Source organism: Bacillus cereus group sp. N14, from assembly GCF_016483555.1.
Lineage (GTDB): Bacteria > Bacillota > Bacilli > Bacillales > Bacillaceae_G > Bacillus_A > Bacillus_A wiedmannii.
Genome location: NZ_JAEHBQ010000002.1, coordinates 393,531 through 419,720 on the forward strand (window position 1 = coordinate 393,531; position 26,190 = coordinate 419,720).

The following is a 26,190-nucleotide window of genomic DNA, read 5'->3' on the forward strand; positions in this document are numbered from 1 at the left end:
TAATTGGAAAAGTGGGGCATTTGTCATAATGAAGGCAATTGCATATAATACATAATAAGTATAATGAATGGATATTCATTTTTTGATATACATAATAGAGTTGGGGGCTGACGAAATGAACGTACAGGAAAGTTTCGTTACGGCATTGGATGGATCGGAAATTTATTTGCGTAAGTGGTTACCAGAAGGAGATCCGCGAGGGATTATTCAAATTGCACATGGTATGACAGAACATGCAGGTGTTTATACAGACTTTATTGCTGCTTTATTAGAAGCAGGGTATGGTGTTTATGCGCATGATCATAAAGGTCATGGGAAAACAGTGAAAAGAGAAGAAGATTATGGTCATTTTGAACCAAATGTAGGTTGGAATGAGGCTGTGTCTGATGTTATTTTTGTATCAGAAACGATAAGAAAAGAGCAGACATGCCCGTTGTTTTTACTTGGACATAGTATGGGTTCTTTTTTATCAAGACGTGCTGTACAACTTAAAGGTGGATTATATGATGGATTCCTTATTTCAGGAACTGGTGGGAACCCGGGATTCTTAGGAGTCATTGGTCATAAAGTAGCGACAATCGAGATGAAACTACGCGGGGCAAAAACGAAAAGTCCGATGCTAAACTTTTTATCTTTCGGAAATTTCAACTCACACTTTAAGCCAAATCGTACGAAATTTGATTGGTTATCTTCAGATAATAATCAAGTTGATAAATATATTGCGGATCCGTTATGTGGATTTATTTGTACAACAAGCTTTTATCGCGAATTGTTTTCCGGTGTATTAGAAGTAAATAAACTAGAAGAGTTTAAGAAAACACCGAAAAATCTTCCAATACATATTTTTTCAGGAGATCGTGATCCTGTTGGGGATATGGGGAAAGGTGTAAAAGAAGTATATGAAAATTATAAAAAATGCGGCGTGAAAGATGTAACACTTCGTTTATATGAAAATGGAAGACATGAAATGTTCCACGAAGTAAATAGAGATGAAGTATTTCAAGATTTGATTTCTTGGTTAGATGGGCATATTGTATGAAAAGAAACCTCACTTTTTTCAAGTGAGGTTTCTTTGAGGAAATGGAGGAATAGTTATGAGTGAATTTGTAAATAAAGAGTATATAGAAATAGATTTTCAAGATGTTTTGATTAAAGAAGAGGAATTGAAAAATTGTACGTTCATAAAATGCTGTTTTAGAGGGGTAGATGCAACGGAAGTTTCTACTGAAAATTGTAATTTTATAGAATGTGATTTTACCGGTGCTCTATTTAATGCTTCTATCCATCAAGGAACTACATTTGCAAATTGTAAGTTTATTGGTGTGAATTTATTCGTATCGAAGTTTGAAGAATGTAAAATGACTGGCTCTGATTTTGAAGAAGCGAATTTAGACGGAATAACTATAATATCGGGCGATTGGTCATATACGAATTTAAGGTTCGCGAACTTAAGTAAACAAATGTTAAAGGGTATACGTTTAATTGAAGCTGACCTATATGAATGTAATTTAGAAAAAGCAGATTTACGTGAAGCCGATTTAACAGGTGTACAACTAGGTAAGGCGAAACTTAGCGGTGCAAATTTAAAAGGGGCGATAGTTGATAGAATTGATTTTACAAGTTTTGATTTGAAAAATGTGAAATTAGATATAGCGCAGGCAGTTGCAGTAGCAAGATGTTATGGGGCTAAGGTGAACTAAATTGTTTGTAAAACCGTTCAAATTGTTGAACGGTTTTACAAATCATAATAGTAGTATAATAGTGAATGAGGTGTTAATAATATGGAAGATAAAACATTAGGTATACTACTAGATGTTGTTGGGGAATTATTTTCAGATGAAATATCAATCGCCGTTTCGAATACGAAAGAATATATTTACTATCGGCCAAGTAAACGAATTGATTTAAAGATTAGCGCCGGGGATCCTATTAAGGAAGGAACGATTGCTCATAAAGCAATGGTAACGAAGCAAAAAGCCTCTGAGTTTATTAACCGTGATGTTTTCGGTATTCCTTATCATGGAATGGCCGTACCATTTTCAAATAATGGCAAGATTGCAGGGTGTGTGACGGCAATTTATCCCGCTTTAACGGATGGTAAGTCAGTCGTTACTTTAAAAACAACAGACGGATGGGTTCCAGTTCCTTTTTCAAAGGTCATGTATTTAGAGGCTAAAGATAAAAAGACGTATGTGAATTCAGAAGAGTTAACAGGAACACATAAATACTCACTACAAGAATTCGAATACTTACTTCCGAAAGATTCGTTTATTAGATGCCACCGTTCCTTTATTGTAAATGTTAATCATATTAAAGCGATTTATCCTGATACGCATTCTACCTTTTTACTTTCTATGGATAACGGAGAGAGGGTACCAGTAAGTCAATCATATGCCAGTTATTTTCGTAAGCTTCTAGGATTCTAAAATTTTCTACTTTAGAACCTAGATTCGCTGTTTTATCTGAATTTTCGGCATTGTGTAAGAAAATCCCTATTTTGATGGTGTTAATGTGTAAAATAATTATGAATATTCATTGGGAGAGGGATTACATATGGAAAATAATTTAGATAGAATTAGGGATCAACGATTAAAAGATCGCGTAGTTACACCTGAAGAAGCAGCTTCATGGATTGAAAGTGGAATGACTTTAGGATTAAGTGGATTTACACGTGCTGGTGATGTAAAAGCAGTCCCATTTGCACTTGTAAACCGAGTTAAGAATGATAAATCTTTTAAAGTAAATGTTTATACAGGGGCTTCCTTAGGTTCGGATGTAGATAAATTATTTGCTGAGGCAGGAATTTTAGGGAAAAGATTGCCTTTCCAAGCAGATGCAACTATGCGAAAAGGAATTAATAACGGAGACTTTTTATTTGTGGATCAGCACTTATCTCATACAGCAGAGTTACTTCGTGCTGACGTTATGGATATAGATTTCGCTATCTTGGAAGCGGTTGCGATTACTGAAGATGGAATGATTATTCCAACCACTTCAATTGGAAATTCCTTAGCATTCTCCTTAAATGCTAAGTCCATTATTATTGAAATGAATCTGGCTCAATCTACGCAATTAGAGGGGCTGCATGATTTATATGAACCAGGTAAACAAGGGGAAAGACTCCCTATTCCGCTCGTAAAAACGGATGATCGAATTGGAACAATCGGTATTCCAATTGATGCTGAAAAAGTGAAGGGAATTGTGTTTACGAATCAACTGGATTCGCCATCGACAATTGTTCCTCCAGATGAAGAAACTGTTATTATGGCACAGCATTTAATAGAGTTCCTTCGAGAAGAGGTTAAAGTAGGCCGATTAACAAATCGTTTAGCACCGTTACAATCTGGAATTGGTTCAGTTGCTAATGCAGTATTGCACGGCATGCTAGATTCGGAGTTTGAAGATTTAGAAGTGTATTCTGAAGTTTTACAGGATGCGGTCTTTGATCTAATGGATGCTGGGAAAGTCAATTTTGCTTCCTGCTGCTCCATCACGCTTTCTGAAGAAAAAATGCAACAAGTATTTTCTAACTTTGAAAAATATCGTGACAAATTAATGATGCGCCCGCAAGAGATTTCCAATCATCCTGAAATCATTCGCCGCCTCGGATTAATCTCGATTAATACGGCTTTAGAATTAGATATATACGGAAATGTGAACTCTACTCACGTTTTAGGTACAAAAATTATGAATGGTATTGGTGGTTCTGGTGATTTTGCGAGAAATGCACGTCTAGCTATCTTTGTTACGAAATCGATTGCGAAAGGTGGTAACATTTCAAGTATCGTTCCTTTCGTCTCTCATGTAGACCATACGGAACACGATGTAGATGTTATTGTCACTGAACAAGGGTACGCTGATTTAAGAGGACTGGCGCCAAGAGAAAGAGTGGAACTGATTATTGAGAACTGCGCACATCCAATGTATCGTGACCAGCTACGAGCTTATTACGAGGAAGCAAAAACAAGAGGTGGACAAACTCCTCATATTTTAGAAAAAGCTTTTTCTTGGCATACGAACTATGCTAAAAATGGAACAATGCTTGAAGCGGTAGTAGAAACTATTTAGAAGTGCAAAAATGATTCTTAATATAATATGCCATAAAGGTTAAAAGAAAAAGAACGCCAATTTTCAGGAATGGCGTTTTTTTCTTTTGAAAAATTGTTACCTATTATGAGGAATTATAAAAGTAATCTCTTATTTACGGAAATAAGAGGTTTTTTTAATTACTTTTCGAATCATTTTAATAGTTTATATATCAAAGGTGAGGAGAAAGAATCATGAAGATAAGAAATGCGTTATTAAGTGAAGCAAATGAATTAAGTGAACTTGCACTACATTCAAAAGCAACGTGGAACTATAGCGAAGCATTCATACTTGCTTGTAAGGAAGATTTAACAATTACTGATGAGTACATAAAAAATAATTATGTATATGTTTTAGAAAACGATAATACGAAGATTGGTTTTTTCTCATTTTTACGTAATGATAACGCTCTTGATTTCCTGTACATTCATCCTCGTTACAAAGGAAAAGGGTACGGGAAAATACTTTGGGAGTATGTATTAGAAAAAGCAAATGAGCTAGGAATAAAAAGTTTTACAATTGATAGTGATCCGAATGCAAAAGGGTTTTACTTGAAGATGGGAGCAAAGTTAATAGGAGAGACACCATCAACGGTTTTTGAGGATCGTTTACTGCCTCTTTTGCAATATGATGTGTAAAACAATTAATAGTAGGAGAAGCTGAAAAATGAAAGAATTGAAATTATCTTTTGACTCTTAATCTTTAATAAGTTACTATAATGGTGGTAACTTATTAAAGGGAACTTCATAGAGTTGAAAGGGGAAATACTTTTGAAAACAACTTATGTAAACGCTACAATCGTAACGATGAATGAAAAAAATGAAGTGATAGAAAATGGATATATCATTGTAGAAAATGATCAAATTATAGATGTGAAGAGCGGAGAATTCGCTAATGATTTTGAAGTAGATGAAGTAATTGACATGAAAGGAAAGTGGGTTTTACCAGGGCTTGTAAATACACATACACACGTTGTAATGAGTCTCTTAAGAGGTATTGGCGATGATATGTTATTACAACCATGGCTTGAAACGAGAATTTGGCCACTTGAAAGTCAGTTTACTCCAGAGCTTGCAGTCGCTAGCACGGAATTAGGATTACTTGAAATGGTGAAAAGTGGTACAACATCATTCTCTGATATGTTTAATCCAATTGGAGTAGATCAAGATGCAATTATGGAAACGGTATCAAGGAGTGGGATGCGAGCTGCTGTTTCAAGAACTTTATTTAGCTTTGGAACGAAAGAAGATGAAAAGAAAGCAATTGAAGAAGCTGAGAAATATGTGAAGCGTTACTATAACGAAAGTGGTATGTTAACTACGATGGTTGCACCGCATAGTCCATATACATGTTCCACAGAACTGTTAGAAGAGTGTGCTCGTATTGCGGTAGAAAATCAAACGATGGTTCATATTCACCTTTCGGAAACAGAGCGTGAAGTACGTGATATTGAAGCGCAGTATGGAAAACGCCCAGTAGAATATGCAGCAAGTTGCGGGCTGTTTAAACGCCCAACAGTCATTGCGCACGGTGTAGTGTTAAATGAAAATGAGCGTGCATTTTTAGCAGAACACGATGTTCGAGTAGCTCATAACCCGAATAGTAATTTAAAACTAGGTTCTGGTATAGCGAATGTAAAAGCGATGTTAGAAGCAGGAATGAAAGTAGGAATTGCAACAGATAGTGTGGCATCTAATAACAATTTAGATATGTTTGAAGAAATGCGCATAGCAACATTATTACAAAAAGGTATTCACCAAGACGCAACAGCGTTACCGGTTGAAACAGCCCTTTCACTTGCGACTAAAGGAGCTGCTGAAGTAATTGGGATGAAACAAACAGGAACACTTGAAGCTGGTAAATGTGCTGATTTTATTACGATTGATCCGTCTAATAAGCCGCATTTACAACCAGCGGATGAAGTGTTATCACACCTTGTATATGCTGCTAGTGGAAAAGATATAAGCGATGTAATTATTAACGGTAAGCGTGTCGTTTGGAATGGCGAATGTAAAACGTTAGATGAAGAGCGTATTATATTTGAAGCAAGTCAATATAAACGAGGTTTGCAAAGATAGATAATTATATGTAGTTGAAAAAGCTATCCTTTTTTAAAAGGATAGCTTTTTTTCTTGAACGAATAAATATTCAAAAGAATGTCGCATCTTTCTGTTCATATTTCTGCTATAATATATAACGCTTTATAATATTTTATAATTAAGGAGAACAATTCATGAAGCGAAAGAAGAGCCATTTAATGGTAATGGCACTTGTTACATCTTTATTATTAACAGCTTGTAATAATAAAGCGAATAAAAGCGAAACAGAGGCAAAAAAACAAGTATTAAATGTAACGGTATCAGAAGAAATTCCTTCTCTTGATACTGCGAAAACGATGGATGGTACGTCAGCGCACGTTATGCAAAACATATTTGAAGGGTTGTATGTATTAGATGATCAAGATCAGCCTATTCCAGCGGTAGCAAAATCGTTTAAAAGAAGTGAAGATGGTAAAAAATATACATTTGATTTGCGTAAAGATGCAAAATGGTCAAATGGTGACAATGTAACAGCAAATGATTTTATGTTTGCATGGAAACGTGCAATTACCCCTGAAACAGCGTCTCAATATGCGTCCATGCTCTTTCATGTGAAAAATGCGAAAGAAATTAATAAAGGAACAATGTCTCTTGATAACCTTGGAGTTAAAGCAATAAATGATTATAAGTTAGAAGTGGAACTCGAACAGCCAATTCCGTATTTTTTACAGTTGTTAGCATTGCCGATTTACTTACCACAGCATGAATCATTTTTGAAAGAACAAGGAAAGAATTATGCATTGGAACCTAGTAATCTCATATATAACGGGCCATTTGTATTAGAGAAGTGGAAGCATGAACAAGAGTTTCAATTAAAGAAGAATGCTACATATTGGGATGAAAAGAAAGTGAAATTAGACGAGATAAACTTTCAAATTGTAAAGGATACAATGACGGCTGTTAATTTATACGAAGCTGGTAATTTGGACCGGGTGCCTATTAATTCTCAATTTGTAGACAAGTATAAAGGGAATAAGGAATTACATATGTCGAGCGATCCTGGAATTGCTATGCTACGTTTTAATGAAAAAAATAATGCGTTAGCAAATAAGAAAGTGCGTCAATCTATTTCATTAGCGTTAAATAAAGAAGATTTCGTTGCTCACTTTATTAATAACGGGGCAAAACCTGCAAGCGGACTTGTACCAGTTGGTCATATAAATGAAGAGACTGGCAAAGATTTTAGAAAAGAAAACGGAGATCTTTCTTCATATGATTTGCAAAATGCGAAAAAGATTTGGGAAGAAGCGAAAAAAGAGCTTGGAGTAGAGCAAATAAACTTCGAGTTTTTAACGTTTGAACAAGATAATGCAAAACGTATGGCAGAATATATAAAAGGTGATTTAGAAAAGAATTTGCATGGATTAACGATACAAATTAAACAACAGCCATTTAAGCAAAAATTACAGTTAGAACAAACAGGTGATTACGATATAACTATGGCAAATTGGGGACCTGACTATAAAGACCCAATTAGTTACTTAGAGCTATTTACGACGGGTAATCAGAATAATAAAATGAATTACTCTAATTCTCGTTTCGATGAATTAATAAAGAAAGCGAAAACTGATTTTGTACTAGAACCAGAGAAACGATGGGGAGCATTGCTAGAAGCTGAGCAGGTATTATTAGAAGATGCAGCTGTAGCACCGCTGTATCATATTGGTTCAGCATATGTACAAAAGGATTACGTAAAGGGAATTGAAAAGCATCAATTTGGTGGTGTTTATACTTATAAGAATGCTTATATCGCTAATGAATAAATACAAAAAACCTTACTTTTTAAAAAGTAAGGTTTTTTAAAGAGTACATGGAATAAGGGAATACAGTACAAATCAGCATACAAACATTCTCTTGTTGTAACTATGTTTGTTTTTAATTATATAAAAAAATATTATTAGATTATATATTTTGTCATTGATATACTTAAAAGGTAATTGAGGTATTGAGATGAATTGATAGAGATGTTTGTGTATAATTATTTGAGTATTATAAAAAATAGGGGGCTTAAGTGTTTGATTTGAACGGGGCTTTTTCTATATGAATGAATTGGTATGTATAATACTTGGGGGATCCTTTGAAGCTAGAAAAAGCAGAGTCAAATTCCATGTACCATTAGGCCCTGGTGTAGGTTTATAGGGATTTGGTTTAGAAGTTAATGTTAAGGAATAAAGGGGATAATTAGTATGAATAAGAAAGTAAAAAGATTTAAATATTTTATGTTTGTATTAGCCTGTATTGCAATTTTTGGTACAATTTTACCTAATGCATTAGATCCAAATGAAACATTAGCAGGTAACATCTCAGTTGCAGTTTTTGGTACAATGGGTACTTGTTTATTATTTTCTATTACTTATTTTATTATAAAAACAGCTATTTTAAGAGGTGGGAAATAAGATGGTACAAAATTTAGAGTTAGAATTTTAATTCATATACATAAAAAAGGAGAATTTCTATGAAATCACTACGTTTATTTATGATCCTCACTCTTGTTGTATTGTTAAGCGCGTGCAATACAGCAACACAAGTTACAAAGGTTCAAAAAAATGGCGAAACGACTTTGAAAATTGGTTCCCTGCAAGGGTATTACGATGTACAAACGCTAAAAGCTGAAAAAGGAAATGTGGAAATCCCTTATGAAGCAGCCGTTGAAGAAGGTACGATTTTATTGCAAGTTACAAAAGATGATAAGGTTATTTATGAAGAAGAAGTCACTTCTCAAAAAGAAGGCTTGCTTTCTTTTGAAGCGCCAAAATCCGGATCATATGATTTAATTGTACGCGTGAAGGGTGAAAAAGAGAAAGCAAAAGAAATTCAAGTACATACTAAGCTATGAAAAAACGGCAAGTGGAGTGCACCCGCTTGCCGTTTCAATTTTCAGTTGATTCTGTTACAACATACGTTTATCAATTTGAGAAGTGATCCTCCGAAATTCCTAATGAAGATAAAATAAGAGATAAACAAAAGAATGTGTTACAACCTTGGCATGTTAGAAACGAAATTGATAACTCTCTTTTACATAATAAAAAGACTCGGTTTGATGCATTTGTATTTGAAAGAGGTGTAGATGGTAAAAAGCAAGTAGTAGCATTTAGGGGGAGGGACATAAGGTGATGCTCTTTTTGGAGAAGGTGTCCTAGACCTTACTATAGATATTGATTATATATGGGGGTAAATAAGTTGAAAAACATTGAGGTTCTAAATACATACATTGAAGGATTTTCTAATACTCTCCCTACGTGGTTAAAGTATCTAATCGAGGCAGAGGAGATACATCAAAACTATGAGAATGTACAAGTACTTGGTGCATTAAAAACAGACGCGGTGTTGTACTATGTGCACCGTACGCTGCAAGTGTTAGATGGATTGTCGTTAGATGAAGAAGCGTATCGCATTATTGAAAAGGTACTAACGTATAGTGAGCTTGCAAAGGTAGGCTCTTTAAAACAGCGGGAGCAATGGAAGAAAAACGGGATCAATCTATTGGTACATAACGAGGGTTCTGCTGATATCTTTAGTGATATTCAGTTTATCGAACGTATAGAGACAAACTTAAACGCTACTGAGTATTTGTTTGTTCGAGATTTAATTAGAACACATGGATTAATCGGGCAGTATATCCGCGGGGAGGCTCGTTTGGACTCTCATATTGATTTAATTAACACATATAAAGAAGAATACGGAGACGTTAGGTTAAAGGAGATTCTATACTATCTTAACCAATGTATTATTGAGGGCGTATCAAAAGCTTTATGGAGTGAAGTGAAGAACGATGTGAAGATTACAATTGATGGGCTATTTGATGGTTATGTGGAGCCGTTTACTTCTCGTATACATAGACTCACGCCAAAACATAAGGAGTCAGTATTTGAAAAAGATATAATTATGGGGAGCGAGAAGAGTGACGTTCAAACGTTCTTATCTGATAAGGATTTGTGGTATGTAGAACCGTCTATGCATGCTCTTAGCTTCGAGGATATTTGGACAGTTTTTGTTATGTTAAAGAACGAGATAGGCACTAGAAAGGTTCAGCATATCCATTTCGAGAAATTGATGCAGCAGTTGCACTATGATTTCAAAGGCGAGAAGAAGGACAACGTGTATCGTAAGCGGGTTATTGAGAAGTATCTACGGGAGTACCGTGAGAACGAGAAGCCGGATACAACGCATGTTTCTTTTGAAGCTAAAGTCGATGAAGATATGAAGACTGCATATGTGTCGTTTCAGTTTTCTGCTGTAGGTGAAGCGTTAATCACCTTCTGTGTAGAGGCAGAAAAGATAGATATGATGCATGCTCGAGCAAACGTACTGCTCTTTGATTTCTTCGGGTTACGAAAGGACGCATATGATAGATTCCATAACGAAGAAGTGTATCTGGAGCATATGAATAGTTCGGCTGATGATAAACGAATTATTCTTGATTATATAAAGGGAGATACGGTTGTAGATGTTGGAGCTGGTGGTGGTGTTATGCTAGACATGATTGAAGAAGAGACCGAAAATAAACGAATCTACGGTATCGATATTTCCAAAAACGTGATTGATACGTTGAAAAAGAAGAAACAGGACGAAGGTCGTTCTTGGGACGTCATTAAAGGGGATGCAATCAACTTAGGTAGCTCGTTTGATAAAGAATCGGTTGATACGATTGTATATTCTTCTATCCTTCATGAACTGTTCTCTTATATCGAGTATGAAGGTAAGAAATTCAATCATGAAGTAATTAAAAAGGGACTACAGAGTGCTTACGAAGTGTTAAAGCCAGGAGGTCGTATTATCATTCGTGATGGCATCATGACTGAAGATAAAATGTTAATGCGTGTGATTCATTTTAAAGATGCAGGCGGAATGAAGTTCTTAGAGCAGTATGTCCGTGAATTTAAGGGGCGTATAATCCAGTATAAGGTACTTGCAGACAATACAGTCAAAATGCCTGTTAACGATGCGATGGAGTTCTTATATACGTATACATGGGGTGAGGATTCCTTCGTTCACGAGGTGCAAGAGCAGTTTGGAATCTTTACGCCAAACGACTATAAGGATTTCGTAAAGGGTATCTTTGGAGATAAAGTAAACATCGTTCAAGCTATGAACTATTTACAGGATGGATATACACAACATCTTAGCGAGAAAATCGATTTTAAAGATGAGTCTGGGAATGCGGTTGCGCTACCGGATAGTACGTTCTTTATGGTTTTAGAAAAGAGGTAATGATATTGAAAACTTTTAAAAAGTTTAGTTTGTGAGTTTCGATATGTTTGTGGAGGATCTCGTTCTAAAGCATATGCAATGACGGGAGAGTACATGGAAAGCTATACATTCCAAAAGCATTGCGAAAACAGAAAAAGAACGTAAAAAAAGGGACATGAGTAAGAGTATGCTCATGCCCCTTTTTAGATTATATAATTTATTGTACTTCGCATCAGTCGTATGATGATCTAAGAAATGAAAAACGCTCGGTTTCCTATCTTTCGTTAAAAATCCACTATCTTGATTCATTATGCTGAAACGAGTTTTTACGTATAATTTCTATTAAACTCATTTTAATAAAGAATAATAATTCGTGTCATAGGGAATATCATCTTGATACATATAATTTTTTAGAACTCCTTCTTTTTCAAAACCTAATTTTAATAGCACTTTATTTGACGCCTCATTTTCAAGGAAGACAATTGCTCCGATACGCTTTAAATGAAGTGTATGGAAGCCGTAAGATATAACTTCAGAAACTGCCTCAGTAGCATATCCATTTCCCCAGTGTTCAGGGAGAAAGGCATAACTTATATTGGCTCGTTTATGCTCAGAAGACCAATCGTGAAAACCAATGGTTCCAACGAGCTCTTTCTTGTCCTTTAATTCGATACCCCATTTTATACCGCTTCTTGCATTGTAACTCAGCTTAAAGTTATGAATGACTTGTTTCACTTGATCAATATTTTGTAATGGTTTTTGGCCATAATAGCGCAGTACATCAGTATTAGAAAAGCATTGTAGTATACTCGGTGCATCTTCTTCGGTAAGTTCTCGTAAAATGAGTCGGTCGGTTTTTAATATAGGAAACATGCTTTCACTCCATTTCTTCTGAAACTAGAATGTGTTGTTATTATATAATGTAATCTGAAAATAAAGATTATTCAAGAGGGAAGTATGGTTTTGATTTGTGATAAAATTGATTGTGGAATATATTTCAAAAAAGAGGTTTGCATATGGAGAAAAATTCAATTTTAATTGTAGATGATGATCAAGATATTGTTCGATTTGTGCAAGTGAATTTAATGCAAGAAGGTTTTAAAGTTTTTAGTGCTCATAACGGGGAAGAGGCTTTAAAAATAATAAATAATAACAGTATTCAACTTGCTATTTTGGATATTATGATGCCACAAATGGATGGTATAGAATTGTGTAGAAGGATTAGAGAGAAACATAGTTTACCAATTATGTTTTTAAGCGCAAAATCATCAGATGTAGATAAGGTAATAGGATTTAGTACTGGAGCAGATGATTATATTGTGAAGCCCTTCAGTACAATTGAATTTATAGCGAGAGTGAAAGCTCAATTAAGAAGGTATACATATTTTAATCAAAATGCTGTCCAAGAAATAGAAAAGAAAATAAACATTAGAGGGTTAGAAATAGATGAAGTGTCTAGAACAGTAATGTTATATGGAGAAACAATCAATCTTACGAGAACCGAATATGATATTTTGTATTTAATGGCAGCTGCAATGAATCGTGTGTTTACTATTGAAGAAATATATGAGAGTGTTTGGAAAGAAAGGGCCTATGAAAGTAATAATACAGTAATGGTTCATATTGCAAGATTAAGAAATAAAATTGAAGAGAATCCAAAAGAGCCGAAGTTTATTCAAAATGTTTGGGGAGTCGGATATAAAATTGAAGATTAAATCATTACAAGGCATTAGAACTAAGTTTTTTATCGCATTCATATGTAGCATTCTGTTAGCAACTGTAAGTATAATAGCGTTTCAAATTGTAATTGGAAATATATATAGTCATGTTACTGCGTTAGAGGAAAAATATTCACTTTTATATTTAATAGCTTTTTTAATTTTTACTACAATATACTTTGCATTCATGACAAAAACAATGATGAAAAGGTTATCTGAAATAAATAAGAACTTGAAAGAAATAAGTAATGGTAATTTGGAAATACATATACCTATTTCGAAAAATGACGAGATTGGTGAATTAGCAGCGAATGTTAATAGAATGGCTAAAAGTTTAAAAGAGTCTATCGAAAATGAAAAAAAATCGCAGGAAATGAAAACTGAAATGATTAGTAATATTTCTCATGACTTACGAACACCTGTAACATCTCTAATCGGTTACGCGGACCTGTTAGGAAATCAGCTTCATTCAAATAGAGAAGAATGTGAACAGTATGTAAGTATATTAAAGCGAAAAAGTTATGAATTAAAAAATCAAGTAGATGATTTATTAGAATATTGTCAAATAAATTATAGAGGGATTGAATTACATAAAAGTGTAGTAAATATGAAAGCGTTCATTGAACAAATCATGATTGATTTTGTGCCACAACTAGATGATGCCGATATGAGCTTTTGTATTAATGGTGATAAGGAGTTACATGTGGAAATGGATGTAGCGCTTATGGTGAGGCTGTTCGAAAATGTAATTAGTAATAGTATTATATACGGGAAAGACGGAAAACAGATTTTGATTCAAATTTCTAAAAGAGACATGAATGTTGAAATAGAAATTAAAAATTTTGGACAATGTATTCCGAATGAGAACCTTCCTTACGTTTTTGAGAAGTTTTATCGTGGTGAAAAATCACGTAGCTCTCATACGGGTGGAAAAGGAATGGGACTTGCAATTACGAGAAGTATAGCAGAGCTTCATAAAGGGGATATCACTGTGTGCAGTAACGAGAAAGAAACTGTTTTCACCATCGTTTTACCGCATTATCAAGAATTGTAAGAAAGTCGTAAGTATTTCTTTTATATGTCGTAATGTTCACTTCGTATCATGTAGAACAAAGATATGAGGGTGGGGATACAACATGTGGAAGAAATATGTATTAGTAATTTTAGTTGCGTTTTTAATTATAAGTTGGAGTGTAGTTTATTTAGCCCATGGTGTTATATCAGTCATTGTTTGGTGGAGTATACAAGCCTTTAGCGTAGTATCAATCTTTATTTTGATAGGGTCAGTATTACTATTTGTGTGGAAAGTTATTTTCAGAAAGCAAATAGATAGAACACTACTCTTCATCGTTCTTTTCTCTATAATTGGAGCTTGGCCTTTAGGGTGGTTTGCTAACATAGGCGGACTTGCTTACCCAGCAGATGTACAGACTATGAGTCCTAAAATAGTCGTTCGTTTTCCCTTAAATGAACGAGCACTAGTAGGATGGGGTGGTGATCGGGTAGAAACGAACTATCACGTTATAAAACCGAATGAACGATGGGCATATGATATTCTTATCCCGCCTGCTGAAGTGAAAAGTAGTAAGTTAGGTGACTATGGAATATATGGAGCGAAAGTAATGGCACCAGCTTCTGGAACAGTTGTATCTATCAATAATGATGAAAAAGATGTAGTTCCGGGATCGGATGATTTTCAGTCAATGGCGGGGAATCATATTTATTTACGACTAGATGAAACAGGGACATTTTTGATGCTTGCCCATTTAAAGAAAGGATCAATTAATGTGAGGGAAGGGCAACATGTAAATGAAGGAGAGGTTCTTGCTCAAGTCGGTAACTCAGGAAGTTCAAGTGAGCCCCATTTACATATTCATCATCAAAGGCAGGATCCATCCAAGGTGAGTATATTTCTTTCGGAAGGATTACCACTTTACTTTCGAACTGAAAAAGGTGCGATAATGCCAGAAAGAGGTACATACATAGGTGGTAATTAGAAGAGAATTACTTCGCCAAAAAAGGTATTCCATTTTTATTGGAATACCTTTTTTCATTACCCTACAAATGTTTGATACAGTAAGAAAATATTTAAAATGATAACGAGTGCAGCGATTATCCAAGCGATAAAAGTTGTTATACGGTGGTTAACGAGTGCACCCATAATTTTTTTACTGCCTGTAAACATAATAAGCGGTACTAACGCAAAAGCAATACCGAATGATAAGACAACTTGGCTCATAACGAGAGCGTAAGTTGGGTTTACACCTAAAGCGATAATAACTAATGGTGGAATCATTGTAATAAAGCGGCGTAAGTATAACGGAATATGCATTCGAATGAAACCTTGCATAATAATGTCACCAGACATTGTCCCGACTGAAGAGCTAGATAAACCTGCTGATAAAAGTCCGATTCCAAATAAAGCAGCGGATGCAGGACCGACTAAGTTACTAAATTGGTTAAAAGCAACATCAAGATCTTCAACATGCAAGCCGTTTTTAAAGAATAGTGCAGCAGCAACAATTAACATACTTGCATTAATTGCTCCAGCGATAACCATTGCGATAATGATATCAATAAACTCGAAGCGGAAAATCTTTTTCTTTTGTTCATCATTTGTTCCGACTACGCGGCGCTGCGTTAAGGCGGAATGTAGATATATTGCATGTGGCATAACTGTTGCGCCTAAAATACCAGCTGCTAATAAGATACTATCCACGCCTTGGAATTTTGGAATAAATAGTCCTGAAAGTAAAGGGCTTAATTCTGGTTTTGCGTAGAAGACTTGTACACCAAAAGCGATAACAACGATAAAAATCATTCCTGTTATAATAGCTTCTAATGGACGGAAGCCTCTGCGTTGAAATTCAAGAATAATAAATGATCCAGCAGCTGTAATTAAAGCGGCTGGTAACATTGGAATCCCGAACAATAAGTACAATCCGAGTGCCGCTCCAATAAATTCAGCTAAATCAGTCGCCATAATAACGAGCTCCCCTTGAATCCATAAACCGATGGAAACAGGTTTTGGGAAGTTTTCCCGAGCGATTTCAGGAAGGTTTTTACCTGTAGCAATTCCTAATTTAGCGGATAAAGTTTGGATTAATACCGCCATTAAATTAGAAGCAAGAATTACCCAGAGTAATAAATATCCATATTGTGATCCAGCTGCAATATTTGTCGCGAAATTGCCAGGATCAATATAAGCGACTGAAGCGATAAAAGCAGGGCCTAAGAATGGTAATAGTCTTTTTAAGCCTTTCGTTTGTCCACTTAATGCTAAATGCGCTGATTGAACAGTTGTACTTTGAGAAGGGACTTGTTCATCTTTTGATATATCTTTATTCATAGTAGTTTTCCCCTTTAAAATGTTAACTTGATGAAATTATTGTATTTATTCTTGCTCATTATTTCAATACATTTAAATGTATTAGTTGATAATTTTATTTGAACATAAATGTTTCCTTAGTGCAAATTATATGCCTTGCTGCAATAGATGGTGTCGTGTTATGAAAAATTGGGAGTTTATGGTGTGATGACGTGGGGAAACATAATGAATTAAAGGGCTATTTTTGAAATTTATGTGAACATAAAGCCTATAATACAGTATATTAATTGATGGAAATGGATTTGTATGATATATAATATATTGGGATTACAACATAACCATAGTGTTTTGATGTGTAATCTTGTTTTTTATTTTTGTTAACTTATAGAAAATAGTATAAAGAGAAGAAAATGGGATGCATAAAACTTTGGATACATTTTCTTATTATATATGTTTTGATATGAACGTTAACTTATACATGATTTTAAAAATTAGATAGGTGGTAGAAATACATTGGCAACTACAAAACCATACAGAGTATTACTATATTACATGTACACAACAATTGAAAACCCTGAAGAATTCGCTGCAGAGCATTTAGCATTTTGTAATTCACTTGAATTAAAAGGAAGAATCCTTGTAGCTAAAGAAGGGATTAACGGAACTTGTTCTGGAACTGTAGAACAAACAGAAAAATACATGGAAGCAATGAACAACGATCCACGCTTTGACGGTATCGTATTTAAAATAGATGAAGAAGAAGGGCACGCATTCAAGAAAATGCACGTGCGTCCTCGTCCAGAGTTAGTTACACTTCGTCTAGAAGATGACATTAACCCACACGAAATAACTGGAAAGTATTTAGAGCCAAAAGATTTTTATGAAGCAATGAAACAAGAAGATACAGTTATTATTGATGCACGAAATGATTATGAGTTTGATTTAGGACACTTCAAAGGTGCAATTAAACCAGATATCGAATCATTCCGTGAATTACCAGATTGGATTAGAGAAAACAAAGAAACACTTGAAGGTAAAAAGATTTTAACGTACTGCACAGGTGGAATTCGTTGTGAGAAGTTTTCTGGTTGGTTAGTTCGTGAAGGGTATGAAGATGTAAGTCAGCTTCACGGCGGAATTGTAACGTACGGAAAAGATCCAGAAGTACAAGGCGAGCTTTGGGATGGACAATGTTACGTGTTTGATGAGCGTATTGCTGTACCAGTAAACCAAAAAGAACATGTTATTGTTGGTAAAGATCACTTTACAGGTGAACCTTGTGAGCGCTATGTAAACTGTTCAAATCCAGAATGTAATAAGAAAATTTTATGTTCTGAAGAAAACGAAGCGAAATATTTACGTGCATGTTCTCATGAATGTCGTGTAAGCCCACGTAACCGCTACGTAGTACAACATGAATTAACTGAAGAACAAGTAGCTGCTGCATTAGAACAAATCGAAGCAGGGAAGTAAGCTGAACTTGTGTAATAAAAAAGGGTACTCCAAACGTCATTTTGGAGTACCCTTTTGATATTATCTGGTTCTGTCTTTTGTCGTTTTTTGTCGGTAAGTCGATATATTCGAAAAATCACCGATGAAAATTTCAGTAAATGAAAATAATCTTTTTTAATGTTTATCATCTTTCTCTTTCACAGCAGAAAGTACAGTTTGTTTTACCCATGCTTTTCTTCGTTTATGTTGTAGACTCCATTGGTATAAACTTTGCGCGCCTAAAATAAGTGAAATGACTATGCCGCTAATTGCTATTAAAAGCGCGAAAAATTCAAGTGGCGACGAGATTTTGTTTGAATCGGTGTTTCTTAAAAGATCAATCATAGTAAACCCTAACATTTGGCCTACTACAGAGTAGAGCGTTAAAACTAATAGTAAAAGGCTATCTTTTTTAGAAGCGACATTTTCTTGATATTTAAACAAACTATCAAGATTTTGTTTTGCATTCGAGTATAGTACTTCAATGTTAAATAGATTTCTTAAGCGGAAGAAAATATCTTCACTCTGTGATTGGGATACTAACTCTAAAGAGAAGTAATTTGCTGTAAATGAATTGATTGAATAAATTAATTTCTCTATTTCATTTGTATCTTGTTCAATGTTAAGTTCAGCATAAGCGTTTGCCATTTTTAATAAAACAACTTTATGAAATAGATTTAATAACAAAGCGTAATAAAACTCCCCGTACATTTGACTAGCAAGTTTAGCGATTGCTTGCTCACCTTCATTTGTTATACATGTAAAAATATGTTCTTCCATAACAAAGTAGCGATTAGGAGCCCATCTTTGATAAGAATGTTTTGTTAAATAATCTTGAATATAAGGGATGTTATTTGCGCTAATATACGGATTGCCATCGTCTGTTAATCCGGAAAGACTGGAAGTTCGGTATACATCGATTATATGAAGGTCTGACTCTTTATTCACGGATAATAAAGTTTGTACATACATTCTTTGGTCTTCAAAGAAAGGAAAGGTTTGAAAGTAAGAGCTCCGCAATCTCTTTTTCTCAAAGAAGTCTGTTACACCATGAAATAAATCACCGAATATAAGTTTTTCCACTTGTGAGTATTGTTTTCCGTTACATTCAATACAAATAGTCTCGTTTGTATCATTTTTAGTTTCAAGTACACGGAAGCGGGCGGCGAATTCGATTGCTTCTGATAATGTCATGTTTGGAGCGGTTTCTACTTCTGTCCGAATTGTTAAGAAGCCAAGCTCATAAGGGCAAAGTGTTACATCAATAGAATGAATCTTGAATGGAACAGAAATCAAATTTGTTGTTAAATGTCCAGTTAAGTTAAGGTCTTTAGAATAGCGTTGTAATCCTTTTTGATGCTCTGAGTGAGGAAATAGAATTTTATTTGTAAATGAAAGATAATATGCTTCCATATTTTGATGTGAAACTTGAAACTTTCCGTAGTATGTATTTTCATTTTCAAGATGATCGAGTCGAAAAGGGCGAAAATCATTTTTCTGTAAGAAAGGGAACATATTTTGTTCATATCCAGTTTTAAAAGAAAACGGGAATATAAATTGAAATATAGCTGTTGCTACATCTTTTTCCTCGATTGTCTGTATTGCCTCCATTTACATTGTTTCCTTTCATATATGCTATAAAAACAACATGCCCAAATTTATTTGAAAATAACCACTGTTTTATACTTGATTAAGAATGAAAATTCAGGTTATTTAGTAGAGGATATGTATAATGTTATGTATACTACACGTTATAAAATTGTATTTTGAAAAGGGGGATGTTGTATGCGTATTTTAGTATTAGGAGCTGGTGGCGTCGGAGGATTTTTTGGTGGCCGATTAGTCGAAAAAGGGGAAGATGTTACGTTTCTTGTTCGTAGTAAAAGAAAACAGCAATTAGAGGAAAGGGGACTTGTTATTCGTAGTGTCAATGGGGATTTTTCCTTCCAACCGAAATTAATAACGAAAGAAGATCGAACTTCTCCATTTGATGTCATTTTATTTTCAACAAAAGCGTATCACTTAAACGAGGCGATTCAAGATTTGAAGCCGTTTGTAGGTGAAAATACTGTCATCATTCCATTGTTAAATGGTATTGCTCATGTATCACTATTACAAAAAGAATTTGGTGAAGAGAAAGTGATTGGCGGTCTATGCTTTATCGAGACGACGTTAAACGATCAAGGAGAAATTGTACAAACTAGCGCTGCCAACAGACTTCTGTTTGGAGAAATGAAGTTTCAAGATTCAGAGAGAATACAGCATATTGCTAAAGCATTTGCAGGTACGAAATCTAGTTTTGTTTTAAGTGAAAATATTACGCAAGATATGTGGCATAAATATTTATTTATTACTGTAATGTCAGGTGTGACAACATTAATGCGTGCACCAATAGGACCGATTCGTGAAAGCGAAGGTGGACGTGATTTTATTCAAAACTTATTTGAAGAATGTGTGCAAATCATGAGATATATAGGGGCACCAATTAAGGAAGATATTGACCAGGAACATATGAAAACAATTGATAAAATTTCGTATGATATGAAGTCATCGATGCAGCGTGATATGGAAAAAGGTTCGTCCATTGAAGGGAAGTACATACAAGGATACTTACTAGATGTAGCAGAACAGTTTTCTATGGAAGCACCATTATTGGGTGCGGTATATCAAAATTTAAAAGTGTATGAAGAAATGATCCTTAACAAATCAGCAATAGAATTGGATGTATGAAAAAATAAAAAAGAAAGCAATATATAAGTGTATTGCTTTCTTTTTTTATGACAACTTATTTATTTCTTTTCGTTCTATCTGTCAAATTTATTTCCTGTTCACGTTTACCGTATAATTGATTAATTTCATTTGCTAATGCATCTAAATAGGAATCGGAAAAAATAGGCTTCTTTTCTTTAGACATATGGGTCTCCTTTATCGTTTTTTAGTATTCATTATGTATATTTACCAGCGGATTATGCGCAATCATTTTAAATTTTTTCTTTTTCAAAATTTTTGTTTACATTTTGAAAATAAAGGAGTAATATAATCCACAGTTTCAATTTTCTAAATCGCTGAAACCGCATGGTGCGGGGGACCCGTTTTTGTGGATTAATACTTAATCCAATGGGGTGAATCCTTGAAAAAGGTAGGGCTACTCAAAGGCCCGAATCCGACAGCTAACCTCGTAAGCGTTATATTGAGAAGGAAGGTGGAGCTTGTGCGACAAAAAATATAATGTCTACAAGTCTATTTCGTTATGGCTTGTAGACATTTTTTGTTTTCTGAAGAAATAGTTTATCCGCTGTAACTAGCAGAAAAGTTCGTACAAAATTATTGGAGAGTGGACAGCAGTGGTTTCATCTATCAAAAAGTTTTTAATTGGAAGGCCGTTAAAATCAACTGAGTTAGGAGAGCAAAAGCTTAATAAAACGAAGGCGCTAGCCATTTTATCTTCTGACGCATTGTCATCGGTTGCATACGGACCAGAGCAAATTTTAATTGCATTAGCAGGTCTTGGGGCAATAGCTTATTGGTATTCTATTCCTATTGCTGTTGGGGTATTAGTATTATTGACAGCCCTTATTTTATCTTATCGACAAATTATTTTTGCTTATCCGCACGGCGGGGGCGCATACGTAGTATCAAAAGAAAATTTAGGGATGAATCCAGGGTTAATAGCTGGAGGATCTTTATTAGTCGATTATATTTTAACTGTTGCAGTAAGTGTATCAGCAGGTACAGATGCGCTTACATCAGCCTTCCCTAATTTACATGCACATAATGTAATCATTGCGATTATATTTGTTATATTGATTACTATTTTAAATTTAAGAGGGGTAACGGAATCAGCTTCCGTTTTAGCGTATCCTGTTTATTTATTCGTTTTAGCACTATTTATATTAATTGGTGTAGGTATTTATAATATTATAACTGGTCAAGTTTCACCGACATTACATTCACCGATTGGAACACCAGTTGCGGGAATTAGTTTGTTCTTACTGCTACGAGCATTTGCATCGGGTAGTTCGGCTTTAACAGGTGTTGAGGCAATCTCTAACGCAATTCCAAACTTTAAGGATCCTGCACCTAACAATGCAGCGAAAACATTGCTTGCAATGGGTGCATTACTTGCCGTTTTATTTTCAGGAATTGTCTTTTTAGCTTATTATTACGGAATTAATCCAAGTAAGGAAGTAACAGTTGTTTCACAAATTGCTGAACAAACTTTTGGACGTAATTTCATGTACTATTTCATACAAGGTACAACTGCTTTAATATTAATTCTTGCTGCTAATACAGGTTATTCTGCATTTCCACTATTAGCAGTTAACCTTGCAAAAGACAAATTTATACCGAGAATGTTTACGATTAGAGGAGACCGCCTAGGTTACTCAAACGGTATTATTATACTTGGGATAGCTTCGATTATTTTAATTGTAGCTTTCCAAGGGCAAACAGAACATTTAATCCCGTTATATGCAGTAGGTGTATTTATTCCATTTACACTTTCTCAAACGGGTATGGTATTAAAATGGCTTCGTGAAAAACCTGAAGGATGGGCTTTGAGATTAACGGTCAATTTAATTGGTGCAGTCATTAGTTTTATTGTAATGAGTATGTTCTTTTTAACTAAGTTCGCACAAGTTTGGTCAATCCTTATTTTCTTACCTGCAATCATCTTCTTGTTCCATAGAATTAAGAAGCATTACGATGCAGTGGGGGATCAATTAAGTTTAAAAACTTGTGAACCACTTGTTCCAATTGAGGGAAATGTAATTGTTGTTCCTGTAGCTGGTATGACGCATGTAGTAGAAAATTCATTGAACTATGCGAAGGCTCTTTCTGCAGATCAAGTTATCGCTGTATATGTTGCTTTTGACAGAGAAGAGGAAAAGAAATTTGAAGAGAAATGGAAGAAGTGGCAACCTGAAGTAAGACTTGTTACGTTACATTCTCATTATAGAAGTATTATTCAGCCACTAACAAAGTTTATTGATACAGTGCAATATAAAGCGAGTGAATCAAATTACCGAGTTACTGTAGTTATACCACAGTTCATACCGAAAAAAGGTTGGCATAACATTCTTCATAACCAGTCTAGTTTACTCATTCGTGCGTATTTACTTTATAAAAGAAATGTTGTTATTACGACAGTTCCATATCATTTGAAAAAGTAAGAAGGTTTTTTAAGGATAGCTTTACGAAAGTGAAGCTATCCTTTTTGTGTATACACTATGCATAATTGCATATGGGTCTGAAAATTATATTGATATAATTTTTGTGTCTATGAATAAGTAGAGGTTTTTGTTGTGATATATGGATATTTTAATTGAAAAAGTGAAGCGGATTATATTTTGAAATAAGGACAGGAAAGCTTGAAAATAAAGGGAATGAAAATACTTCTTTACGATAGATAAATAGCTGTGTTTAAATGACCTTACAGTACAAAACTTACATGAAAACAAAACGAAATTTCATAATTCTGTACGAAAATTATTTTAAAATGAATAGTATTTCCGTGTAATATATTCACTGTACAAATGTGGGAATGGTGTTGAGATAGAAAAATTATACAACCTTATTCATACTAACCACATATGAAAAGTTATGAAATGTTTTATAACAATAAGTAAGTACTGTAGCAATAAAAGTTGGGAGAGATGGTTCATACGTGAGTCACGATGAGAACGTTCTCTATTTTAACCATCTCAAACTATATGCAAGAAAACAGAATAATAAAATGCGATAGTAATAGTTGCTAATACATAGGAGGAGTTAAAGTGAAAAAGACTTTAATTACAGGGTTATTGGTTACAGCAGTATCTACGAGTTGTTTTGTTCCTGTAAGCGCTTACGCTAAAGAGGGGAAAACAGAAGTGAAAACAGTATATGCACAAAATGTAATTGCTCCAAATACATTATCCAATTCAATTAGAATGTTAGGGTCACAGTCACCACTTATACAAGCATACGGATTAGTTATTTTACAGCAGCCAGACATTAAGGTGAATGCGATGAGTAGTTTGACGAATCATCAAAAGTTTGCAAAGGCAAATGTACGAGAGTGGATTGATGAATATAATCCGAAGCTAATCGACTTAAATCAAGAGATGATGAGATATAGTACTAGATTTAATAGTTATTATAGTAAGCTCAATGAACTAGCAGGAAACATAAATGAAGATGAACAAGCAAAAGCAGATTTTACAAGTGCATATGGAAAATTACAATTGCAAGTACAAAGCATCCAAGAGAGTATGGAGCAAGACTTATTAGAGTTAAATCGATTTAAAACGGTATTAGACAAAGATAGTAGCAACTTATCAATTAAAGCTGATGAAGCAATAAAAACACTGCAAGGATCAAGTGGAGATATTGTGAAATTAAGAGAAGATATTAAAAGAATTCAAGGGGAAATTCAAGCTGAATTAACGACTATTTTGAATAGGCCTCAAGAAATTATTAAAGGTTCTATTAATATCGGTAAACAAGTATTTACAATTACGAATCAAACTGCGCAGACGAAAACAATTGATTTCGTTTCTATCGGTACTTTAAGTAATGAAATTGTAAATGCTGCAGATAGTCAAACGAGAGAAGCAGCTCTTCGCATTCAGCAAAAGCAAAAAGAGCTACTACCACTTATTCAAAAGTTATCACAAACCGAAGCAGAGGCGACACAAATTACATTCGTTGAAGATCAAGTAAGTAGCTTTACAGAATTAATTGATCGTCAAATCTCAACTTTAGAAACGTTATCAACGGATTGGAAAGTTCTAAACAATAATATGATCCAAATTCAAAAGAGTGTTGAAGAAGGCACGTATACAGATAGTAGTTTACTTCAAAAACATTTCAATCAAATTAAAAAAGTAAGTGATGAAATGAATAAACAAACGAATCAATTTGAAGATTACGTTACAAACGTTGAAGTACATTAAAAATAAGTAACGATATAGGGAGAGAAGAAAAATGACAAAAAAACCTTATAAAGTAATGGCTCTATCAGCACTTATGGCAGTATTTGCAGCAGGAAACATTATGCCAGCTCATACGTATGCAGCTGAAAGTACAGTGAAACAAGCTCCAATTCATGCGGTAGCAAAAGCTTATAATGACTATGAAGAATACTCATTAGGACCAGAAGGCCTAAAAGATGCAATGGAAAGAACAGGTTCAAACGCTTTAGTAATGGATCTGTACGCTTTAACAATTATTAAACAAGGTAATGTTAACTTTGGTAATGTATCGTCTGTTGATGTGGCTTTAAAAGGGAAAGTAATTCAGCACCAGGATACAGCTAGAGGAAATGCGAAGCAATGGTTAGATGTATTAAAACCACAGCTTATTTCAACGAATCAAAATATTATTAATTACAATACGAAATTCCAAAACTATTATGATACTTTAGTTGCTGCGGTAGATGCAAAAGATAAAGCGACTCTTACGAAAGGTTTAACTAGATTATCAAGTAGTATTAATGAAAATAAAGCGCAAGTAGATCAGTTAGTAGAAGACTTGAAGAAATTCCGAAACAAAATGACGTCCGATACGCAAAACTTCAAAGGTGATGCAAATCAAATTACATCTATCTTAGCTAGTCAAGATGCTGGAATTCCGCTTCTGCAAAATCAAATTACAACGTACAATGAAGCAATTAGTAAATATAATGCAATAATTATCGGCTCATCTGTTGCGACAGCACTAGGCCCAATTGCAATTATCGGTGGTGCAGTAGTTATCGCTACAGGTGCAGGAACGCCGTTAGGAGTCGCATTAATTGCAGGTGGTGCAGCAGCTGTAGGCGGTGGTACAGCTGGAATCGTATTAGCGAAGAAAGAGCTTGATAATGCACAAGCTGAAATTCAAAAAATAACAGGACAAGTTACAACTGCTCAATTAGAAGTAGCTGGGTTAACGAACATCAAAACACAAACGGAGTATTTAACAAATACAATTGATACTGCAATTACAGCGTTACAAAACATTTCAAATCAATGGTACACAATGGGATCAAAATACAATTCTCTACTTCAAAATGTAGATTCAATTAGTCCAAACGACCTTGTTTTCATTAAAGAAGATTTAAACATTGCGAAAGATAGCTGGAAAAACATTAAAGACTATGCAGAAAAGATTTATGCTGAAGATATTAAAGTAGTAGATACGAAAAAAGCATAATCGGATACAAATCGTTAGAGCGTTAAGTATTGATGAGTGATTTGAAGCTCCTGTTCAGTTGTGAGCAGGAGCTTTTTATCCCACTTTAATGGGCAGTAAGACT

Annotated in this window: 22 protein-coding genes, 1 pseudogene and 1 riboswitch; of the genes and pseudogenes, 19 read left to right on the plus strand and 4 right to left on the minus strand. The window is 34.5% G+C overall.

Annotation, left to right across the window (positions count from 1 at the left end):
- Positions 1-115: 115 nt before the first annotated feature.
- From JDS82_RS05410 to JDS82_RS05460, 11 genes and pseudogenes are all read left to right on the plus strand, one after another.
- Positions 116-1,039 (plus strand): alpha/beta hydrolase, encoded by a 924-nt coding sequence (locus tag JDS82_RS05410; RefSeq protein ID WP_071743289.1) that lies wholly within the window; start codon positions 116-118, stop codon positions 1,037-1,039.
- A 55-nt stretch (positions 1,040-1,094) separates the two neighbouring features.
- Positions 1,095-1,700 carry a pentapeptide repeat-containing protein gene (locus JDS82_RS05415; RefSeq protein WP_046959085.1) on the plus strand — a complete coding sequence of 202 codons (606 nt, stop codon included), beginning with the start codon at positions 1,095-1,097 and terminating at the stop codon, positions 1,698-1,700.
- Between the two features lie 81 nt (positions 1,701-1,781).
- Entirely contained in the window at positions 1,782-2,426 is a 645-nt protein-coding gene (locus JDS82_RS05420) for a LytTR family DNA-binding domain-containing protein (RefSeq protein WP_071743286.1), read from the plus strand.
- Positions 2,427-2,553: 127 nt separating this feature from the next.
- A complete protein-coding gene (locus tag JDS82_RS05425) occupies positions 2,554-4,068 on the plus strand; it encodes an acetyl-CoA hydrolase/transferase family protein (RefSeq protein WP_199712835.1) in 1,515 nt (504 codons plus the stop codon).
- A 212-nt stretch (positions 4,069-4,280) separates the two neighbouring features.
- The gene (locus tag JDS82_RS05430; RefSeq protein ID WP_000702360.1) at positions 4,281-4,724 is read left to right on the plus strand and encodes a GNAT family N-acetyltransferase; all 444 of its coding nucleotides are present in this window, start codon (positions 4,281-4,283) and stop codon (positions 4,722-4,724) included.
- A gap of 114 nt (positions 4,725-4,838) precedes the next feature.
- The gene (locus JDS82_RS05435) at positions 4,839-6,164 is read left to right on the plus strand and encodes a bifunctional S-methyl-5'-thioadenosine deaminase/S-adenosylhomocysteine deaminase (protein WP_131233557.1); all 1,326 of its coding nucleotides are present in this window, start codon (positions 4,839-4,841) and stop codon (positions 6,162-6,164) included.
- Positions 6,165-6,319: 155 nt separating this feature from the next.
- The gene (locus tag JDS82_RS05440) at positions 6,320-7,948 is read left to right on the plus strand and encodes a peptide ABC transporter substrate-binding protein (protein ID WP_061673172.1); all 1,629 of its coding nucleotides are present in this window, start codon (positions 6,320-6,322) and stop codon (positions 7,946-7,948) included.
- A gap of 423 nt (positions 7,949-8,371) precedes the next feature.
- On the plus strand, positions 8,372-8,581 hold the full coding sequence (locus tag JDS82_RS05445; protein ID WP_061673171.1) for a hypothetical protein: 210 nt from the start codon (positions 8,372-8,374) through the stop codon (positions 8,579-8,581).
- A 59-nt stretch (positions 8,582-8,640) separates the two neighbouring features.
- On the plus strand, positions 8,641-9,021 hold the full coding sequence (locus JDS82_RS05450; RefSeq protein WP_000838924.1) for a BA_1872 family lipoprotein: 381 nt from the start codon (positions 8,641-8,643) through the stop codon (positions 9,019-9,021).
- Between the two features lie 329 nt (positions 9,022-9,350).
- On the plus strand, positions 9,351-11,396 hold the full coding sequence (locus JDS82_RS05455; RefSeq protein WP_199712836.1) for a class I SAM-dependent methyltransferase: 2,046 nt from the start codon (positions 9,351-9,353) through the stop codon (positions 11,394-11,396).
- A gap of 27 nt (positions 11,397-11,423) precedes the next feature.
- Positions 11,424-11,554, plus strand: a pseudogene (locus tag JDS82_RS05460) (radical SAM/SPASM domain-containing protein); the annotation flags it as partial.
- Positions 11,555-11,723: 169 nt separating this feature from the next.
- Here JDS82_RS05460 and JDS82_RS05465 read toward each other — a convergent pair.
- Complete coding sequence (locus JDS82_RS05465; RefSeq protein WP_064056715.1) at positions 11,724-12,248, minus strand: GNAT family N-acetyltransferase; 525 nt, start codon at positions 12,246-12,248, stop codon at positions 11,724-11,726.
- A gap of 143 nt (positions 12,249-12,391) precedes the next feature.
- Between JDS82_RS05465 and JDS82_RS05470 the strand changes: the two genes are divergently transcribed.
- The 3 genes from JDS82_RS05470 to JDS82_RS05480 all read left to right on the plus strand — a co-directional run bounded on the left by JDS82_RS05470 (position 12,392) and on the right by JDS82_RS05480 (position 15,090).
- Complete coding sequence (locus JDS82_RS05470) at positions 12,392-13,090, plus strand: response regulator transcription factor (protein WP_000414554.1); 699 nt, start codon at positions 12,392-12,394, stop codon at positions 13,088-13,090.
- Positions 13,080-14,147, plus strand: coding sequence for a sensor histidine kinase (locus JDS82_RS05475; RefSeq protein ID WP_199712837.1), 1,068 nt, complete (start codon positions 13,080-13,082; stop codon positions 14,145-14,147). The genes JDS82_RS05470 and JDS82_RS05475 overlap by 11 nt, the downstream gene beginning before the upstream one ends.
- 82 nt (positions 14,148-14,229) lie before the next feature.
- A complete protein-coding gene (locus tag JDS82_RS05480) occupies positions 14,230-15,090 on the plus strand; it encodes a M23 family metallopeptidase (protein WP_098057726.1) in 861 nt (286 codons plus the stop codon).
- 56 nt (positions 15,091-15,146) lie between these two features.
- Here JDS82_RS05480 and JDS82_RS05485 read toward each other — a convergent pair whose 3' ends face one another.
- Positions 15,147-16,442 (minus strand): Nramp family divalent metal transporter, encoded by a 1,296-nt coding sequence (locus JDS82_RS05485; RefSeq protein WP_199712838.1) that lies wholly within the window; start codon positions 16,440-16,442, stop codon positions 15,147-15,149.
- Positions 16,443-16,934: 492 nt separating this feature from the next.
- Between JDS82_RS05485 and trhO the strand changes: the two genes are divergently transcribed.
- Positions 16,935-17,894 (plus strand): oxygen-dependent tRNA uridine(34) hydroxylase TrhO, encoded by a 960-nt coding sequence (trhO, locus tag JDS82_RS05490; RefSeq protein ID WP_000246226.1) that lies wholly within the window; start codon positions 16,935-16,937, stop codon positions 17,892-17,894.
- 153 nt (positions 17,895-18,047) lie between these two features.
- Here trhO and JDS82_RS05495 read toward each other — a convergent pair whose 3' ends face one another.
- The gene (locus JDS82_RS05495; protein WP_000387443.1) at positions 18,048-19,523 is read right to left on the minus strand and encodes a hypothetical protein; all 1,476 of its coding nucleotides are present in this window, start codon (positions 19,521-19,523) and stop codon (positions 18,048-18,050) included.
- A gap of 174 nt (positions 19,524-19,697) precedes the next feature.
- Here JDS82_RS05495 and panE point away from each other — a divergent pair, with 174 nt between their 5' ends.
- A complete protein-coding gene (gene panE, locus JDS82_RS05500) occupies positions 19,698-20,642 on the plus strand; it encodes a 2-dehydropantoate 2-reductase (RefSeq protein WP_199712839.1) in 945 nt (314 codons plus the stop codon).
- A gap of 55 nt (positions 20,643-20,697) precedes the next feature.
- Here panE and JDS82_RS30025 read toward each other — a convergent pair whose 3' ends face one another.
- Positions 20,698-20,826, minus strand: coding sequence for a hypothetical protein (locus JDS82_RS30025; protein ID WP_000031869.1), 129 nt, complete (start codon positions 20,824-20,826; stop codon positions 20,698-20,700).
- Positions 20,827-20,965: 139 nt separating this feature from the next.
- A riboswitch (cyclic di-AMP (ydaO/yuaA leader) is annotated at positions 20,966-21,112 on the plus strand.
- 144 nt (positions 21,113-21,256) lie between these two features.
- Between JDS82_RS30025 and JDS82_RS05505 the strand changes: the two genes are divergently transcribed.
- The 3 genes from JDS82_RS05505 (at position 21,257) to nheB (ending at position 26,087) form a co-directional block, all read left to right on the plus strand.
- Positions 21,257-23,083 (plus strand): amino acid permease, encoded by a 1,827-nt coding sequence (locus JDS82_RS05505; RefSeq protein ID WP_199712840.1) that lies wholly within the window; start codon positions 21,257-21,259, stop codon positions 23,081-23,083.
- Positions 23,084-23,686: 603 nt separating this feature from the next.
- Positions 23,687-24,847: a non-hemolytic enterotoxin NHE subunit A gene (nheA, locus tag JDS82_RS05510; RefSeq protein WP_199712841.1), complete on the plus strand. Its 1,161-nt coding sequence runs from the start codon at positions 23,687-23,689 to the stop codon at positions 24,845-24,847.
- Positions 24,848-24,878: 31 nt separating this feature from the next.
- Complete coding sequence (nheB, locus tag JDS82_RS05515) at positions 24,879-26,087, plus strand: non-hemolytic enterotoxin NHE subunit B (RefSeq protein ID WP_000162963.1); 1,209 nt, start codon at positions 24,879-24,881, stop codon at positions 26,085-26,087.
- The last annotated feature ends 103 nt before the right edge of the window (positions 26,088-26,190 follow it).